Source organism: Acinetobacter sp. ANC 4654, assembly GCF_002135425.1.
GTDB classification, from domain to species: domain Bacteria; phylum Pseudomonadota; class Gammaproteobacteria; order Pseudomonadales; family Moraxellaceae; genus Acinetobacter; species Acinetobacter kyonggiensis.
Genome location: NZ_NEGL01000003.1, coordinates 338,134 through 354,310 on the forward strand (window position 1 = coordinate 338,134; position 16,177 = coordinate 354,310).

The 16,177-nt window shown below is 41.0% G+C and carries 18 protein-coding genes; 8 read left to right on the forward strand and 10 right to left on the reverse strand.

Translation table 11 applies throughout. From position 1 onward, the window contains the following. Positions 1 to 72: 72 nt before the first annotated feature. The 4 genes from B9T24_RS07465 to B9T24_RS07480 all read left to right on the forward strand — a co-directional run bounded on the left by B9T24_RS07465 (position 73) and on the right by B9T24_RS07480 (position 2,910). A complete protein-coding gene (locus B9T24_RS07465; RefSeq protein WP_086165196.1) occupies positions 73 to 1,521 on the forward strand; it encodes a leucyl aminopeptidase in 1,449 nt (482 codons plus the stop codon). Continuing rightward, positions 1,514 to 1,921: a DNA polymerase III subunit chi gene (locus B9T24_RS07470; protein ID WP_086165197.1), complete on the forward strand. Its 408-nt coding sequence runs from the start codon at positions 1,514 to 1,516 to the stop codon at positions 1,919 to 1,921. The genes B9T24_RS07465 and B9T24_RS07470 overlap by 8 nt, the downstream gene beginning before the upstream one ends. 28 nt (positions 1,922 to 1,949) lie before the next feature. Beyond that, positions 1,950 to 2,582: a hypothetical protein gene (locus B9T24_RS07475; protein WP_086165198.1), complete on the forward strand. Its 633-nt coding sequence runs from the start codon at positions 1,950 to 1,952 to the stop codon at positions 2,580 to 2,582. A gap of 109 nt (positions 2,583 to 2,691) precedes the next feature. After that, positions 2,692 to 2,910: a hypothetical protein gene (locus tag B9T24_RS07480; protein WP_086165199.1), complete on the forward strand. Its 219-nt coding sequence runs from the start codon at positions 2,692 to 2,694 to the stop codon at positions 2,908 to 2,910. 267 nt (positions 2,911 to 3,177) lie between these two features. On the opposite strand, the gene B9T24_RS07485 is transcribed toward B9T24_RS07480, so the two are convergent. From B9T24_RS07485 to glnK, 7 genes are all read right to left on the reverse strand, one after another. After that, positions 3,178 to 3,723 carry a VTT domain-containing protein gene (locus tag B9T24_RS07485; RefSeq protein WP_086165200.1) on the reverse strand — a complete coding sequence of 182 codons (546 nt, stop codon included), beginning with the start codon at positions 3,721 to 3,723 and terminating at the stop codon, positions 3,178 to 3,180. A gap of 111 nt (positions 3,724 to 3,834) precedes the next feature. Next, on the reverse strand, positions 3,835 to 4,494 hold the full coding sequence (locus tag B9T24_RS07490) for a riboflavin synthase (RefSeq protein ID WP_086165201.1): 660 nt from the start codon (positions 4,492 to 4,494) through the stop codon (positions 3,835 to 3,837). Between the two features lie 27 nt (positions 4,495 to 4,521). Continuing rightward, positions 4,522 to 5,814 carry a DNA adenine methylase gene (locus B9T24_RS07495; RefSeq protein WP_086165202.1) on the reverse strand — a complete coding sequence of 431 codons (1,293 nt, stop codon included), beginning with the start codon at positions 5,812 to 5,814 and terminating at the stop codon, positions 4,522 to 4,524. Beyond that, complete coding sequence (gene ribD, locus B9T24_RS07500; RefSeq protein ID WP_086165203.1) at positions 5,811 to 6,914, reverse strand: bifunctional diaminohydroxyphosphoribosylaminopyrimidine deaminase/5-amino-6-(5-phosphoribosylamino)uracil reductase RibD; 1,104 nt, start codon at positions 6,912 to 6,914, stop codon at positions 5,811 to 5,813. Before ribD ends, B9T24_RS07495 begins: the two co-directional genes overlap by 4 nt. A gap of 12 nt (positions 6,915 to 6,926) precedes the next feature. Then, positions 6,927 to 7,385, reverse strand: a complete 459-nt coding sequence (gene nrdR / locus B9T24_RS07505) for a transcriptional regulator NrdR (RefSeq protein WP_004650079.1) — start codon at positions 7,383 to 7,385, stop codon at positions 6,927 to 6,929. 139 nt (positions 7,386 to 7,524) lie between these two features. Further along, entirely contained in the window at positions 7,525 to 8,922 is a 1,398-nt protein-coding gene (locus tag B9T24_RS07510; RefSeq protein ID WP_086165204.1) for an ammonium transporter, read from the reverse strand. A gap of 58 nt (positions 8,923 to 8,980) precedes the next feature. Further along, the gene (gene glnK, locus B9T24_RS07515; RefSeq protein WP_004650081.1) at positions 8,981 to 9,319 is read right to left on the reverse strand and encodes a P-II family nitrogen regulator; all 339 of its coding nucleotides are present in this window, start codon (positions 9,317 to 9,319) and stop codon (positions 8,981 to 8,983) included. A 277-nt stretch (positions 9,320 to 9,596) separates the two neighbouring features. Here glnK and B9T24_RS07525 point away from each other — a divergent pair, with 277 nt between their 5' ends. The 3 genes from B9T24_RS07525 (at position 9,597) to B9T24_RS17325 (ending at position 11,911) form a co-directional block, all read left to right on the forward strand. Continuing rightward, complete coding sequence (locus B9T24_RS07525) at positions 9,597 to 9,824, forward strand: accessory factor UbiK family protein (protein WP_086165206.1); 228 nt, start codon at positions 9,597 to 9,599, stop codon at positions 9,822 to 9,824. 67 nt (positions 9,825 to 9,891) lie between these two features. Next, on the forward strand, positions 9,892 to 11,379 hold the full coding sequence (locus tag B9T24_RS07530; protein ID WP_086165207.1) for a YifB family Mg chelatase-like AAA ATPase: 1,488 nt from the start codon (positions 9,892 to 9,894) through the stop codon (positions 11,377 to 11,379). Positions 11,380 to 11,554: 175 nt separating this feature from the next. Then, the gene (locus B9T24_RS17325; protein ID WP_416224352.1) at positions 11,555 to 11,911 is read left to right on the forward strand and encodes a GNAT family N-acetyltransferase; all 357 of its coding nucleotides are present in this window, start codon (positions 11,555 to 11,557) and stop codon (positions 11,909 to 11,911) included. Positions 11,912 to 12,022: 111 nt separating this feature from the next. Here the strand turns inward: B9T24_RS17325 and B9T24_RS07540 are convergent, their stop codons facing one another. Continuing rightward, entirely contained in the window at positions 12,023 to 12,784 is a 762-nt protein-coding gene (locus tag B9T24_RS07540; RefSeq protein WP_086165208.1) for a TorF family putative porin, read from the reverse strand. A gap of 452 nt (positions 12,785 to 13,236) precedes the next feature. Continuing rightward, positions 13,237 to 13,494: a hypothetical protein gene (locus B9T24_RS07545; RefSeq protein WP_086165209.1), complete on the reverse strand. Its 258-nt coding sequence runs from the start codon at positions 13,492 to 13,494 to the stop codon at positions 13,237 to 13,239. 692 nt (positions 13,495 to 14,186) lie between these two features. Between B9T24_RS07545 and B9T24_RS07550 the strand changes: the two genes are divergently transcribed. Beyond that, positions 14,187 to 15,479 (forward strand): OprD family outer membrane porin, encoded by a 1,293-nt coding sequence (locus B9T24_RS07550; RefSeq protein WP_086165210.1) that lies wholly within the window; start codon positions 14,187 to 14,189, stop codon positions 15,477 to 15,479. Between the two features lie 91 nt (positions 15,480 to 15,570). Here B9T24_RS07550 and ppa read toward each other — a convergent pair whose 3' ends face one another. Beyond that, a complete protein-coding gene (gene ppa, locus B9T24_RS07555) occupies positions 15,571 to 16,107 on the reverse strand; it encodes an inorganic diphosphatase (protein WP_086165211.1) in 537 nt (178 codons plus the stop codon). Positions 16,108 to 16,177: the final 70 nt, after the last annotated feature.

A 16,177-nucleotide genomic window follows, 5' to 3' on the forward strand; every position in this document is an offset into this window, starting at 1 on the left:
TTGAAACTCTATTCATAGAAATGTTTCAATGGTTTAATGGTTTGCAAACATTCAAAGGCATGAATACAGAACATGAAACTAACAATTAATACGTCCTTCCAAGAGAATGCATCTAGCCCATATTTATTGATATTAGTTGATTCTGAGCAGCTACAAAAGGCAGCTACTTCTTATGAAATCAATAATTTAAGTTCTTTAGCAGAAGCAGCACAATTTAAAGCCAGCTTAACTGAAAGCCTACCACTCATCGGGAAAGTGGCGGTATGTAGTAATACTGTACTTATCGGCATAGATAAAGCTGCGGATCTGCAACCCAATAAATTAGCAAAAATTGCGCAAAGCATTATCAAAACATCACAAAAAAAATTCAAACAGATCAGTATTGATATTTCTGCATTAGCAGCAGAGCAACATTATTTATTTGCCTTGGCTTTAACCCAAGCCGCGTATGCTTTTGATGAATATAAATCGAAAAAAAATGAATTCATACTCGAAACGATTCATCTGATTTCGAACAACAGTACTTTGAACCCACAACAATTAACCCTGATTCATGCTGTGCAATCGGGTCAAAACTGGGCACGTGATTTAGGCAATCGTCCGGGGAATATTTGCTTCCCTGAATATTTAGCAGAGCAAGCACAAGCCCTCGCTGCACAATATCCTGACTTGCTCAAAGTCACGGTGATTAATGAACAGCAAATGGCCGATTTAGGCATGCATGCCTTCCTTGCAGTCAGCAAAGGGTCAGATCGTCCGGGTCGCGTGATTACCCTTGAATATAAAGTCCATACCGAACAAGCACCTGTGGTCTTGGTTGGTAAAGGGGTCACCTTTGATACGGGCGGTATTTCACTCAAACCCGGCGCTGGTATGGATGAAATGAAATACGATATGTGCGGTGCAGCATCTGTGTTAGGAACCATGCGTGCGCTATGTGAAGCCAAACTGCCGATTCATGTGGTCGGTGCAATTGCTGCCGCTGAAAATATGCCTTCAGGTCATGCAACACGTCCGGGAGATATCGTAAAAACCATGAGTGGTCAAACGGTCGAAATTTTAAATACCGATGCGGAAGGTCGTTTGGTTTTATGCGATACCCTCACGTACATCAAGCGCTTTAATCCTGCTTTAGTCATTGATATTGCCACTTTAACTGGTGCATGTGTGGTTGCCTTAGGTTCAGTACTAACTGGTCTATTTACCCCAGATGATGAATTGGCTGCTGAAATTCATGCTGCGGGACAAATATCATTTGACCGTGTATGGCGCATGCCCGTCATTGACGATTACCAAGAACAGCTCGATTCGCCCTTTGCTGATATTGCCAATATTGGTGGCCCTAAAGCGGGTTCAGTCACCGCAGCTTGCTTCTTACAACGCTTCACGCGTGAATACCGTTGGGCGCATTTAGATATTGCTGGTACTGCATGGAATTCGGGTTCAGCCAAAGGAGCAACGGGTCGCCCTGTGCCATTATTGCTCCAATTTTTAGCCAATCGTGTGCAGTCAAATGGCTAAAGTAAGCTTTTACTTATTTGAAAAAAGTCCCGAACGGCAAGTGGAAAGCACTTGCCGTTTGTGCCGTAAGATTCTGAAACAGCCTGAACGTATTTGGTTATATTGTGCAGACTCAGAACTACAACAGCAGCTCGATGAACGATTGTGGAGTTTTGATCCCAGCAGTTTCATTCCGCATGGCATTGATCAGGAATCGGCTACAATCTGTATTTCATCTCGCCTGCCCGAACAATCGGACTGGATCGTGTTTAATTTTAACAATCAAGCGCTTGAACAGATTGATAAATTTAGTCACATTATAGAAATCATCGAAAATAATGAATCGGCAAAACAACTGGGTCGTGAAAAATTTAAACAATATCGACGTTTAGGTATTGAACCACGAACTTTTAAACTATAGCTGATCAATCGAATTAAGGAGATATGCGGTGGCATTAAATGTCGGTCAAGATTTTAAACAGCGCTGGTTAGACGTACCTGAGGCTGTTCGTCAGGCATTTATTGATGACCTACACCGCGTCTGCAATGTGCTCAAACCTGAAACCAATATTCAAAAATGGTTGGAAAAGGACGAGCTCGCACAACAACAATCCTTTGAAACAATAGAACGTGCTTATGTAGAACGTAAGGCACAATTGATTGAAGATGCCCGTTTACGTCATCAACGTTCGCTAGAACAATCTTTAGCCAAGAAACGCGCTGTACAAGCAGACTATGCTCAAGCCTTACAGTCAGATGAAGCACGACAATTTGCTGAACAAACCCAAACGCTGTCGCTGATTCGGCAAAATTTAGAGCGTGAAATTCAGACCTATACGGCGCGTTATCATAAGAACCCTGAAGGTACGGCATTGAATTTTGCCAAAGGCATGCCGTCGATTAGCGACACAGCCATGCTATCGGAACTGGAAAATGTTCGATTACGTCTCGAGTTAGAAGCGGAAACCTTGATTGAGCAAACCATTGCTGTATTTCGTATCAAGTTACAGCAGGCCAGCCAAGAAGAAATTGAATATATTTTAAAAAATTCTAATTTTTCAACGGAAAAGCCAAAAGCATAAGTGCTGATGATTATTTGGCCTGATGTTACGCTTGTCATATGAATGACATGTTGATGTCACAAGATAGTCATATCTTAACGCTTAAAATGCGTGTCATTCAGGAATAAAAATGGATATTTTGCACCAAATTTCCACTCAAATTGCAGCACTCAATTCGGGAGAAAAATGGCATCTATCTGCTCAAGACTTATTCATCAGTCATGCCGACTTTCACTCACTCTCGATTTATATTTCCCGTGAAGCGAAGAAAGGACAGTTTTCTGTGTCTAGCCCAGCTCTTTTAGGTTCTTGGGTCGGCAGTACAGCCGTCACCATTACCAAACACTAAAAAAACCCATACCATCAAAAGAGTCCACTCTGGTGTAATGCCAGTCAGTTAAGAGTAATTCAATGATTACTCATTTAAAAATCTCCCCTCTTGCGAAGCAATGCTTCTCATCTTTGAAAAAGAGGGGAACTATCGAGAAGCTAAAATAATTTTATACTCTTGAAACTCCCTCCTTTGAAAAAGGAGGGTTGGGGAGGATTTAAAAATGCTTAACTGACTGGCATTACCACTCTGGTGGGCTTTTTATGTTCAAAAATACTTTAAACCTTAAAATACATCTACGGCAAATCCAAGCATATTCCCGACACCATACCCCAGCCCTAACAGCAAACTGATCCAGATCAGACCACCCACCAAGTTATACAACATAAAACTGAAGATGTTCATGTGCCCTGCACCCGCAGCAAACGGTGCAAAAGAACGAACAAAAGGCACAAAACGTGCCACCAAAATGGTTTTTCCACCATGTTTGCTAAAATAATGATTGGTCTTGGCAATATATTCAGGCTTTAAAAACTTTGCATGGGCATGAAAAAATTTAAAGCCCAAAATCCGACCAGTATAATAATTAACGATATACCCCAATACAGCCGCTGTAAAAAGCAACAGTCCCATATAGTGTAAATGGATCACCGCTGTAGTTGAGCAAAGTGCGCCAATCGCCAGTAGCAAGCTATCCCCAGGTAAGAAAAACATAAAGACAGAACTGGTTTCGGCAAAGATAATCAGAAATAAAATGGCGTAAATCCAAAGGCCATAGTGATCCAGCAAAGTAGGCAACCATTGTTCAATATGCATTAAAAAATCAAGCATTTTTACCTATCCACTTTAACCATAAGAAGTGCATATACATGCAAAACCATGCATAAAAACAAAAAAAACAGTCTAATTTTGCAATGAGACTGTTTTCTATTCTATGATTTTTTACTTCAAGAAGCCATTTTCTGCCAGAAATGCCATACTGAGTTTTGATTGTTCTTTGGTTTCAGCCGCTTTATCACCTAGCATTAAACGTTCAATATAACGAGCAAGCACATCGACTTCTAAATTGACTTTAGCACCGGTTTTCCACGTGCCAATATTGGTTCGATCTGCGGTATGGGGAATCAAATTCAGGCTAATCACACTGCCTCGTAGGTGGTTAATGGTCAAACTAATCCCATCAACGGTCACTGAACCTTTTTCCGCTAAATATTTGGCAATTTCAGCAGGTGCAGTCACTTCATAATAAATTGACCGTGCATCTTCACGCACGACAGTAATTTCACCCACGGCATCAACATGACCACTGACGATATGTCCACCAAAGCGTGTTGTGGGCAACATGGCTTTTTCGACATTTACAGGCTGCCCGACTTTCCACGTACCGAGTGTAGTACGGTTTAAACTTTCACGGGACACATCAGCCGCATACCAGTTTTCACCCCATTCAATCACGGTGAGGCAAATCCCATTGGTGGCAATCGAATCACCCAAATGCACATCAGACATATCAAGGTGGGTGCCAATACGTAAACGCACATCACCGCCTACACTTTGTAAGCTTTCTACTTTGCCAAGACTTTCAATAATGCCTGTAAACATAATTTGCTCTCTATTTCTGTATTTGTTTTACCACAATGCCAATTGCGTACTCACACCCGTGGTATCGACCCCACCCAGTTCGGCAAAATGATACAACTGACCTAAAAGTTGACGCAGAGGAGGTCCTGATTTGGCATGGGTATCGGTAATCACAATAAACTCCAGCACACGCGCACGCTCTGACTGGCGCTGCTTACTGACACGATAACGTGGCACATCTTGCGTGAGCAAAGTCACACGACCACGTTTTAAATTCGCTTGCAGCAAATCACCCGCTTCAATATTACCATCGGTTGAATAACTGGTCAGAATATAACGTGCATTAATGGTGGCGACCAATTTCTCATAGGCTTCTTTGGCATACTTCGAAGAATTGTACTGACTTGGACGCTCTTTACGCCAAGCCCGATCAATCCCACTTTTATAACCTTTGGTATCTGGAGTAGGCAAATCAGTCTGATCCCACAAGGTTAACGCATTCAAAACATGATAGTTACTGCTATAGGCATGTTGATTATACGGTGGGTCAAGATAAGCCACATCGACTTCAAAACTACTCATTTGATTGGCTAAATGCTGTGCATCGACACACCACACTTCTGCGGCGGGTTTTTTCGGTTCACCAATAGCACAAAAACGACTCGGCGTCAGCCAGAGCAATGATTCAATTCGTTCTAAAGCCGTTTGCGTTTTACCGCCCCAACCATGATGGAAACTTTTGAATACACCACTGGTATTACTGACAAAACTGGCAGAATAAAGTAACGGTGCCAGTAAAGCACTCATCTCGACATCATCAATTGCCCCTTGCGCCTGCCAAGTCGCAATCTGTTGACGAATCGCATCAATACGCATGCCATTGCGACGTTTAAAGAACAAACGATCGCGGGTGGGATCATAAACTTCATCATTACGTGGGCACAAATTATGCGTGACCCAACCCTTCACTTCAGGCAAGCGGTTTAAGTAATCAATGGCTTTTTGATAACCACCCAACTCTTTAAATGCTGGTGCTTCGGTGCAAGATAAAATCGCACTATTGAGTGCATGGCTATACGGTTCCCAGTCATTGGCAATCACGCGATAACCATTTTGACGCGCCAGACGTGAAACCACACCTGAGCCTGCAAAAAAGTCGGCAAAAATTGGCGCACGACCATCTTTGCTGTTTAATGTTCCCGTACTCTCAAGCGCTTCTAAAATCAGATGTAATAAACGACGCTTATTGCCTAAATACGGAACAAGCTGATTGAAAAGATATTCGTCTGTGGTACGTGCTGAATGACGACGTTTATGATAAACCGAAGACTCTGAATTCATATTGTCTCTTGAGAAGGAATTAACCTTAAGCGCACGTCATCTCCTAACTGGACGACATTGATGAGCTTAAATCGAAGTTGCTCTGCCATACGGCTAAATTCCGCATTAAACATTGCACGTGCTGTTTGACCTAATAAGATAGGTGCAACATAGCTAATCATTTCATCGACCAACCGCGCTTGTAAAAAGGCCGTCGATAATGTTGCCCCTGCTTCCACCAACACATCATAAATTTGATGCTGTGTCGCTAGGTGCTGTAGCAAGTCTGTTAAAGGCTGTACAGTAAATTGTAACACGCCTAAATCGGCAAGTTCCTGACGGAATGGCCCCATCACCATCACTGTTTCAGGAACATTTAAAATTTTTGCATCGAGGGGTAAACGCCCCTGACGATCAAGCACCAGACGTTTCGGTTGGACAATCGCGCTGATATCTTCAACACCATCTAATTGACGTACATTCAGCTGACAATCATCCGCCAGTACGGTTTCAATACCCGTAATAACCACACCAGAAATCGCGCGCCAATGCTGCACATCTTGTCGTGCTTCAGTTCCGGTAATCCATTTCGACTCACCCGATGCCATGGCTGTACGACCATCTAAACTGGACGCCACTTTTAAGCGTACATAAGGCATGCCCGTTGCAATCGCTTTCAGAAAGCCTCTGTTTTGTTCAGCCGCTTGCGCTTCACAAACACCTTGTAAGACTTCAATCCCTGCATTTTTCAGGATGTGAACACCTTTACCCGCAACCAATGGATTGGGGTCTGAACAGGCAATGACAACGCGTGTAATGCCTGCTTCAACCAAGCCGTTCGCACAGGGCGGTGTACGACCATAATGTGCACACGGTTCTAACGTCACATAAGCTGTTGCACCGTGCGCCTGATCACCGGCTTGCTTTAAAGCAAAAACTTCCGCATGTGATCCCCCTACAGGCGCTGTTGCTCCACGACCAACAATTTGATGCTCTTTGACAATTACGCATCCCACTGCAGGATTGGGCCGTGTTCGATAAATTGCTGTCGCGGCTTCTGCTAAGGCAAATTGCATCCACATTTGGTCTTGTTGAATGGAATCTGGACTTAACTTAGACATCTTGAAACTCTTTTAATGTTCACGTTGTTGCATTTGTTCAATTTGACGGCGAAAGGCTTCTACATCTTGGAAATCTTGATACACCGAGGCAAAACGCACATACGCCACATGATCTAGTGCAAACAAAGATTGCATGACAATTTCACCAATGGTACGTGATTTCACATCACGTTCACCTAAGCGACGAATTTGTAATTGGATATCACTGAGTACGGTTTCGATCTGCTCTTGGGTCACAGGTCGTTTTTGCAGTGCATGCATCAATGAACGACGCATTTTAGCTTCATCAAAAGGCTCACTCTTACCATCAGATTTAATTACCCGTGGCATAACAACTTCGTAAGTTTCAAAAGTGGTAAAGCGTTCTCCGCAACTGATACATTCACGACGGCGACGAATTTGACAGCCTTCAGCAGCCAAACGCGAATCAATCACTTTACTATCTGCGGCGTTGCAAAATGGGCAATGCATAGCGGTTTAATTGAACAAATCAAATCGGATTTAGAGTGTAGCAAAAATTCTGTGCTTTGTAGAGCCTTACGCAAGATATGGAAAAAAAACAGCCCTTTCGGGCTGTTTCACACAATATATTGATTATTCGATTTAGCTATTATTCGACCCGTTCACCATGTTGGCTTAAGTCTAGACCCATACGTTCGTCATCCGCAGTAACACGAATACCAATCACCAAATCAATCACTTTAAGGATGATGAAAGTCAGCACAGCAGAATAAGCAACCGTTGCAAGTACACCTTCAGCTTGTACCCATAATTGATGCATCATATCTGTAGGTGCTTTATCGCCCATAATGAATTCACTGGCAAATACTGCGGTTAACAGTGCACCGACAATACCACCCACACCATGCAGACCAAAAGCGTCTAAAGAATCATCGGCTTTCAATGCACGTTTCAGCGCGGTAATACCCCAGAAGCAGACCACACCACCAATTAAACCCATGGCCAACGCACCACCTACAGTGACAAAACCTGCTGCTGGTGTAATCACCACCAAACCAGCCACCGCGCCAGATGCACCACCCAGTACCGATGCTTTACCACGAACCAATTTTTCAGTAATTAACCATGCAATCGCTGCTGCTGCTGCTGCAACTTGAGTGGTAACAAGCGCATAACCTGCCGAACCGTTGGCACCCAATGCAGAACCACCGTTAAATCCAAACCAACCCACCCAAACTAAACTTGCACCAATCACGGTTAAAGCGAGGTTATGCGGTGCCATAGATTCACGACCTAAGCCCATACGTTTGCCCAGCATATATGCAGCAACCAAACCTGCAACACCTGAGTTAATGTGAACTACAGTACCCCCAGCAAAATCCAGTGCGCCATCGTGACCTAACCAACCACCACCCCATACCCAGTGGGTAATCGGTGCGTAGACCACAACACTCCAAATGGTAACAAATGCCACAAAAGCACTGAATTTCATCCGTTCTGCAATCGAACCGGTAATGATGGCTACAGTAATAATGGCAAAGGTCATTTGGAAAATAACAAATAGAATTTCTGGAATCGTTCCAGTGAGTGCATCTGTGGTAATGCCTGATAGCATGATTTTATCTAAGCCACCAATAAATGCATTGCCTTCACTAAAAGCAAGTGTATAACCAATCACAATCCAAGTAAGACTCACGATTGCAGCAGCAACAAAGCTATGTGCCATCGTGCTCAGTACGTTTTTCTTACGCACCATCCCCCCGTAGAACAAGGCTAAACCGGGAATGGTCATGAGTAAAACTAGTGCTGTAGACACTAAAATCCATGCCGTATCACCTGTATCTAATTTTACTTCTTCTTCTACAGGTACTGCTATTGCTTCAGCTGGAGCAACAGCCAATTCAGAATGCGTTAATGATGTGTCAGTCGTTGCAACCACTGCAACATCTTCAGAAGGAGTGGGTGCTGTTACAGCTTCTTCAGCCCATGCAACAGAACCCCCTAAAAGTGCGCCAGATAAACTCAGCGCCAGTAGCATTTTTTTCATTCGTATCCCCCAACCTAGTTTTTTGAGTTATTAGGTACTCAGCAAACTTCGTGCCAAATTAAACAGCATCTGCACCTGTTTCACCTGTACGAATACGGATGACTTGTTCTAAATTAGTCACGAAAATTTTACCGTCACCAATTTTACCTGTGCTTGCAACACGTGTAATCGATTCAATCACTGAATCGACCATTTCATCGCTAATTGCGATTTCAATTTTAACTTTTGGTAAAAAATCAACGACATATTCTGCGCCACGATAAAGTTCAGTATGACCTTTTTGACGACCAAAGCCTTTGACTTCGGTTACAGTGATCCCTTGAACACCAATTTCAGAAAGTGCTTCACGCACGTCATCTAATTTAAAGGGTTTTACAATTGCAGTTACGAGCTTCATGTTGGTTTTCCTTCGGCTTCTTTCACCAGTAAGGTTTTATGTTCAAATTTCGTGCCAAAACTTTTTAGGTTGGGGGAAACAGAAACTTTCAGCACAAGTTTTCTTTATAACCTATTTTATACTTTTAAGCGTAGTCCGATCTTTAAAAACTCAACTTTTTTACGATAAAACTGACAATTTTACTTATCGAACAAAGCCATATCTCATCGCTGGGGCTATGGTCTAGCTTTGAGCAATGCTACACTGCAAGCACCTCTCCATCATTAGGGAATCAGCAATGATCGAAACTTTATTACAAGCAATCATTGAACAAATAGAGCAACCGAAAAAAGACCTTGAGCATAATTTACGTGCCTTACTCAGTGAAGCTGTTGCCAAGATGGATTTAGTGTCTAAAGATGAACTTGAGCGTCAACGTACAACACTCAACAATACCAACATCCGATTAAACCAACTGCTGAAACAAGTTGAAGCTTTAGAAATTAAAATCAAGAATAATAAATAAGCACTTTCTTAGTGCATTAAAAGACACAAAACGATTAAAAATAACGCACTATAATGGAACAACAAAAATGTCTTTTGCTAAAATTTATACGCGAGGTCTGCTTGGACTTCATGCACCGCTTATTGAGGTCGAAGTTCACGTCAGTCAAGGTCTACCCTCTTTAACCATTGTTGGACTTGCTGAAGCCGCAGTGCGTGAAAGTAAAGATCGGGTGCGCTCTGCCATTATTAATAGTGGTTTTCAATTTCCAACCAAACGCCTGACCATCAATTTAGCCCCTGCGGACTTACCCAAAGACGGTTCACGTCTCGATTTGCCCATCGCTTTAGGCATTTTGATGGCCTCAGGACAAATTCCTGAACATGCCACAGATCAATTGGAATTTATTGGTGAACTGGCTTTGGATGGTCAACTTCGCCCGATTACCGGGATTTTAAGCATTGCCATTGCTTGCCAGCAATCTGGGCATCAACTCATTTTGCCTGAACAAAATGCGCCAGAAGCCTCGCAATTACCGCAGTTTGAAGTCTTCGCTGCTCAACATTTAAAAGATGTCTGTGAGCATTTATCCAAGCAACAACCGATTGCGCAATATCAACGACAGACAACAACGACAGTGGATCAATACAAATTTGATTTAGCCGATGTCAAAGGTCAACAGCGCCCACGGCGTGCTTTAGAAATTGCCGCGGCAGGTGGACATTCTTTATTGTTTAAAGGGCCGCCGGGTACAGGAAAAACCCTTTTAGCTTCCCGTCTGGCCAGTATTTTACCGCCCTTAAATATGCAGGAAAATTTAGAAGTCGCACGTATTTATTCGGTTGCCAATACTGTGCACTCTTTTGGACAACGCCCTTTTCGTGCACCACATCATACCGCTTCTGCGATTGCCTTGGTCGGTGGTGGTTCACATCCAAAACCCGGTGAAATCACTTTGGCACATTTAGGCGTTTTATTTTTAGATGAATTGCCTGAATTTGATCGCAAAGTTTTAGAAGTTTTAAGACAACCCTTAGAGTCTAAAGAAATTGTGATTTCTCGTGCCTCACGGCAAATGACGTTCCCTGCAAATTTTCAGCTGATTGCCGCTATGAATCCGTGCCCTTGTGGCTATGCTTTTAATCAAGATACCCGTTGTCAATGTTCTGCGGATGCCATTAAACGCTACCAAAACCGTATTTCAGGGCCATTACTAGATCGTATTGACCTGCATTTGGATGTACCCCCATTACAAGCACATGAACTGCAAAATACAACTCCCGTGGAAAACTCCCTGACTGTGCGTGAACGCGTGATTCAAGCCTATGAACAACAAATACAACGGCAAAAATGTCTCAATCATGCTTTAAGTCCGAAACAACTGGAGCAGTTTGCACCACTGAATTCCCAAACCCAGCATATTATGGAAATGGCACAGCAGCGCCTAAACTTATCTGCACGTGCCTATCATCGGGTTTTACGTGTAGCACGAAGTATTGCCGATTTATCACAACATACGGACATTCAAAGCCAACATTTAACCGAAGCTTTGTCTTACCGAGCACAACAGGGTTAATCATTGATGCAAAATTTAATCATCCGTAATGAAAGCCGTGCTGCAATTTCACATATGATTGAATAAACCTTTAACGATTAGCAATATTCCAGCCATACCGAGCAATTTATTGTTCATGCTTTACGTGATGCACAGCAACTGACTATTGCATTGGTTGCTGTTTTAAATCAAGAAATTGAGACATATTGCGATTTCTCCAGTCAGCATTTCTTCAGCTGTCGAAGGTTGGTTTGGCTTAGGTCCTATCGCAGTTTCGCCAAAATGGCAACACCACGGTGTAGGTTCGGCGCTGATGCAAGCAGCATTAAAGCAATTAAAAACCACGGGGGCAGCGGGTTGTGTTGTTTTAGGCGATCCCCATTTTTATGCTCAATTTGGTTTTCAGCCTAGCCATACGCTTATTTTAGAAGGTGTACCTGCTGAGTATTTTCAATACATTGCGTTTCAATGGAAAATTTTCACAAGGCATTGTGACCTATCATGCTGCTTTTTCTGCAACATGAGCAAAAATAAAGCAATGCTTTATTTTTAGCGCAAGGGAATGAAATGTCAGAAGTCCCTCAATCATCTCAATAAAAAAAACCTCTAGAGCATAGCTTTAGAGGTTCTTTTTTATTTGAAATTTAAGTTAAAGTTTCAAAAATTAAAATGCTTTGGTTAACGTGAAGACTGCACCTGTTTCTACGCCACGTTTACCAGCATCTGATAGACCTTCAGTTTCAATATTTGTTCCAACTGCTGCAAGTTCAGCCGTTACACTGGATAAAGATTTAAAGTTATAAGTCACACCGGCTTTCCAATCAACGTAATGATCATCACCACCATTAAATTTATATTCATCATCGACTGCTGTATAACCTACAGCTGCAACACCACCAAAACCGCTAGAGCCAAAAGGTACTGAATAAGCCACATTCAGACTCCAACTGTCTGCATCTGCACCTGCATAGTCATTGGTATAGTTGATATTGGTAAGAATACTGTCACCTTCAGCAAGAGCATTTTTAAATGATAGCTTGCCATACAATTCTGCCCAGTTTAGATCACTCGCACTTGGATAGTTGTAATACACCACACCCACATCTAAAACGGGCTTGCTGCTAAAACTCTCTAAAGTCGTCGCATAACCAATTGAAGGGTCTAGCTCTAAACTTGGCGTTCCAGAACCAAAATTAACGTTTGAACCCCAAAGCCCAACATACAGGCCTGAAGAATGTGCCAATGTAAATCCGGCTTGTAGCGCTGGATCTGTTTCCGTTTGCGTAATACCACGGAAACGATAATCTGAGGTTAAGGCAGCCGTTCCACTAAAAGATAAACCAAATGGTAATGCCAGTGTTTCATCTGCAAATACAGCGCCAGATAAACCCGTTAATGTCGCAACAACCAATAATTTTTTAAGCATTTGGAGATCCCCAATAATTTTTTCTAGACTCAACTGGATATTAGCAATTGCTATGCCAATTTTTTAAAATGAAAAGGCTGGCGAGCAAAATTCTCTTGCGAGTAAAACCAGTTTTGTAAAATATGGACATGCATAAACCTTTTAAACCCATCATCAAGACAGGCAATATCAGTCATTTATGCGTAAATTTTCTATTTCACTTTTTCCAAAAAATGTAAATTCTTTATAAATTTTTCCATATAAAGCATTTTATCTAAGATCGCGTTGATTCAATACCTTTGCTCAATTGTTCACCTTTAACCCCCGAACGCACTTTCAATGAAGATTTATATTTACTTACATCATGCCTCTTTTTAAGGCTAATTTTTAATCATATTTTTATATTATGCGTAAAAAAAGTGCATAAATTTAAAATAATCGATGCACTTTAAAAATTCTTTGTGCTTTTCAGCTTAAAAATTAAAATTGAGACCCAATACCACCAGATCATCAAAATGTGTATCAAAATGATCCTTGCCCCCAACCACATCATCTAAAGATGTAGTTACAACAGTATTCGGAATATTTTTACTGTCAGCAAATGGATCATGACCTAATCTTGCCCCCCAGCCCCCTACTGCAACACCATGGTTAGGTGCATATTGAACAGCAGCTTGTAGAGCAAGATCATCATTTTCCACACCATCACGGTAAATATATTGATTCACCACAGCAAAACTGCCTGTTAAATGCCTCCGTTGGTACTGAAATTGTCTTTTCTTTAGTAAATGCAGACATTACACACATGCTAAGCAATAAAAATAACGTAATTATGTGTGATTTTTGATGTATTACTAGCCCTTCTAGAATCAACTAAAGATTCTTTTTGCAATGTCAAATTTAGTTGCAGATTTTAAAGATTTTTATCATTTTTTTTCAAAAAAAACGCTCATTTTTTATTGAATTTTAGCACCATAAAAGTATTCTTTTGAAGAAAAAATCGTTTTTTAACAGTTAAAATTTAGATGAATTTTACATTAAATATCAAAAATATAGCGTGTTTTAAAACTTCAAAACAGGTCATGTACCATCACAATAGAGCGCAATAACTTAGCACTGAAAATTCATATACGACTAAAGTATTAGATCCTAAAAATACAAACCAAGCTCAAAATTTTGTTGACTTATTTTTAAAAAATTACATAAAAAATCATCCTTAATTTAAATATATTATTGTTTTAAATAATAATTTAAAAAAATAAAAAAATCGGCAATTTTTTTTTTATAAAACAGCCAAATTTATATTCAAAAAATGCATAACTTTAATGAAATAAAATGAATAAAAAAAAAGATTTTTCTGATATACATTATGTATACAATTCTTTCGATTTCTTCCTCCTATTTTGTATAAGGCTTTCTCCCAATGCAAAAAACACAAAAACTTACCTTAGCAGTTTTAATCCAAGCTGCTCTTATTTCTACTGCCTTTGCCAGTGAGCAAAGCGAATCTAAAGGTTTCGTAGAAGATGCAGAAGGATCTGTATTATTTCGTACGGGTTACTTAACCCGGGACAAAAAAAATGGTAGAGCAGATACAAGCTCAGCAGCTCAAACTGCAATGGTTAACTTGGAATCTGGCTATACCAAAGGCGTAATTGGTTTTGGTGTAGGTGTAATTGGCGATACATCATTTAAGTTAGGTAAAAATGGTCATACTGATAATCAAATGATCCCAACACATCCGCAAAACAATGCAGATGGCACTAAAGATGCGTATGACTACTGGACACGTGGTGGCGGTATCGTTAAAGCACGTATTTCCAATACTGAAGTACGTTATGGTACTCAAGTGCTCGACCTACCTGTACTAGCAAGTAACACAACACGTTTAGTTCCTGAATATTTTGAAGGTGTGTTAGCAACGAGTCGTGAAATTAATGGTCTTGAATTAACTGCGGGTAAATTCACAAAGGATCAAATGTCGCATCAGATCAATAGTGATGGTAACCATTTAGACCGTGCAGTGGTTTGGGGTGCTAAATATAAATTTAATGATGCATTAAATGCATCTTACTTTGGCTTAGACAGCAAAGATAAATTAGACCGTCATTATGTGAATGCCAACTATAAACAAGCTTTGGCAAATAACAGCTCTTTGACCTATGATTTCAGCGGCTATCACACTGAGTGGGATAAGGGTGCAAGTGTATCTTCTTCTACTTTACCTGATACTTCATCTGACCGTAGCAACAATATCTGGGCATTATCGGGTACATACAACCAAGATGCGCACAATGTCATGCTTGCTTACCAACAAAGTACTGGTAACACTGGCTATGCATACGGTGAAAATGCTGATGGCTTCCAAAGTATTTATCTACCAAACTCATATTTATCAGACTTTAACGGTCGTGGTGAAAAGTCTGTACAAGTTCAATATAGCCTAGATTTTGCAGGTTACGGTGTTCCAGGTCTAAGCTGGACAACTGCGTATGTCTATGGTTGGGATATTGATACAGCGACTGATAACAACGCGAAAGAAAGCGAACTCTTTAACCAAGTGAAATATACAGTCCAATCTGGTTTTGCTAAAGATGCAAGCTTGCGTTTACGTTACTCTCACTATCGTAATGATGATGCTTACGCAAACGATTACTACATGCCTGATACCAATGAATGGCGTATCTGGCTTGATATCCCTGTAAAATTCTTCTAATTCAGATTAATTTTCGCATATCAAAAAAAACCTGCACATTGTGCAGGTTTTTTATTTAGGTTTGAAACATAAACCTAAAATGGCACAACAATTATTGATTTGCTGCTTTGTAGGCTTCAATTGAGCTTAGAACTTCTTGTTTCGCAACATCAGCGCCTTCCCAACCGCTTAGTTTTACCCACTTACCTGCTTCAAGGTCTTTATAGTGAGCAAAGAAGTGTTCAACTTGTTTGATCAACAATTCAGGAAGATCTGTATATTCCTGAACATCTTTATAAAGCGGGGTTAATTTTTCGTGTGGAACCGCAATCAATTTTGCATCGATACCACCGTCATCTTCCATGTTCAATTTGCCCACAGGACGGCAACGAATCACTGAACCGGGTTCAACTGGATATGGTGTCACTACAAGTACGTCTAATGGGTCACCATCAAGAGACAATGTGTTTGGCACATAACCATAGTTCGCTGGGTAGAACATTGCTGTACCCATAAAACGGTCTACAAATAAAGCATCTGAATCTTTATCAATTTCATATTTGATTGGTGCTGCATTTGCAGGAATTTCAATAATGACATAGATGTCGTTTGGTGCATCTTTACCCGCTGGGATATTGCTGTAGCTCATAGCATCACTCTTTAACAAGTTAAATCTTATTTAAACCGCACGATTATAACGGTTTTTGAGAATTAAATAA

Excerpts from the sequence above, each read along its gene's own strand:
- B9T24_RS07550 (WP_086165210.1), top strand. The coding sequence starts at position 14,187 with ATGCAAAAAACACAAAAACTTACCTTAGCAGTTTTAATCCAAGCTGCT.
- ppa (WP_086165211.1), bottom strand. The coding sequence starts at position 16,107 with ATGAGCTACAGCAATATCCCAGCGGGTAAAGATGCACCAAACGACATC.
- B9T24_RS07495 (WP_086165202.1), bottom strand. The coding sequence starts at position 5,814 with ATGAATTCAGAGTCTTCGGTTTATCATAAACGTCGTCATTCAGCACGT.
- ribD (WP_086165203.1), bottom strand. The coding sequence starts at position 6,914 with ATGTCTAAGTTAAGTCCAGATTCCATTCAACAAGACCAAATGTGGATG.
- B9T24_RS07525 (WP_086165206.1), top strand. The coding sequence starts at position 9,597 with ATGATCGAAACTTTATTACAAGCAATCATTGAACAAATAGAGCAACCG.
- B9T24_RS07510 (WP_086165204.1), bottom strand. The coding sequence starts at position 8,922 with ATGAAAAAAATGCTACTGGCGCTGAGTTTATCTGGCGCACTTTTAGGG.
- nrdR (WP_004650079.1), bottom strand. The coding sequence starts at position 7,385 with ATGCATTGCCCATTTTGCAACGCCGCAGATAGTAAAGTGATTGATTCG.
- B9T24_RS07485 (WP_086165200.1), bottom strand. The coding sequence starts at position 3,723 with ATGCTTGATTTTTTAATGCATATTGAACAATGGTTGCCTACTTTGCTG.
- B9T24_RS07540 (WP_086165208.1), bottom strand. The coding sequence starts at position 12,784 with ATGCTTAAAAAATTATTGGTTGTTGCGACATTAACGGGTTTATCTGGC.
- B9T24_RS07480 (WP_086165199.1), top strand. The coding sequence starts at position 2,692 with ATGGATATTTTGCACCAAATTTCCACTCAAATTGCAGCACTCAATTCG.
- B9T24_RS07465 (WP_086165196.1), top strand. The coding sequence starts at position 73 with ATGAAACTAACAATTAATACGTCCTTCCAAGAGAATGCATCTAGCCCA.
- glnK (WP_004650081.1), bottom strand. The coding sequence starts at position 9,319 with ATGAAGCTCGTAACTGCAATTGTAAAACCCTTTAAATTAGATGACGTG.
- B9T24_RS07490 (WP_086165201.1), bottom strand. The coding sequence starts at position 4,494 with ATGTTTACAGGCATTATTGAAAGTCTTGGCAAAGTAGAAAGCTTACAA.
- B9T24_RS07530 (WP_086165207.1), top strand. The coding sequence starts at position 9,892 with ATGTCTTTTGCTAAAATTTATACGCGAGGTCTGCTTGGACTTCATGCA.
- B9T24_RS07470 (WP_086165197.1), top strand. The coding sequence starts at position 1,514 with ATGGCTAAAGTAAGCTTTTACTTATTTGAAAAAAGTCCCGAACGGCAA.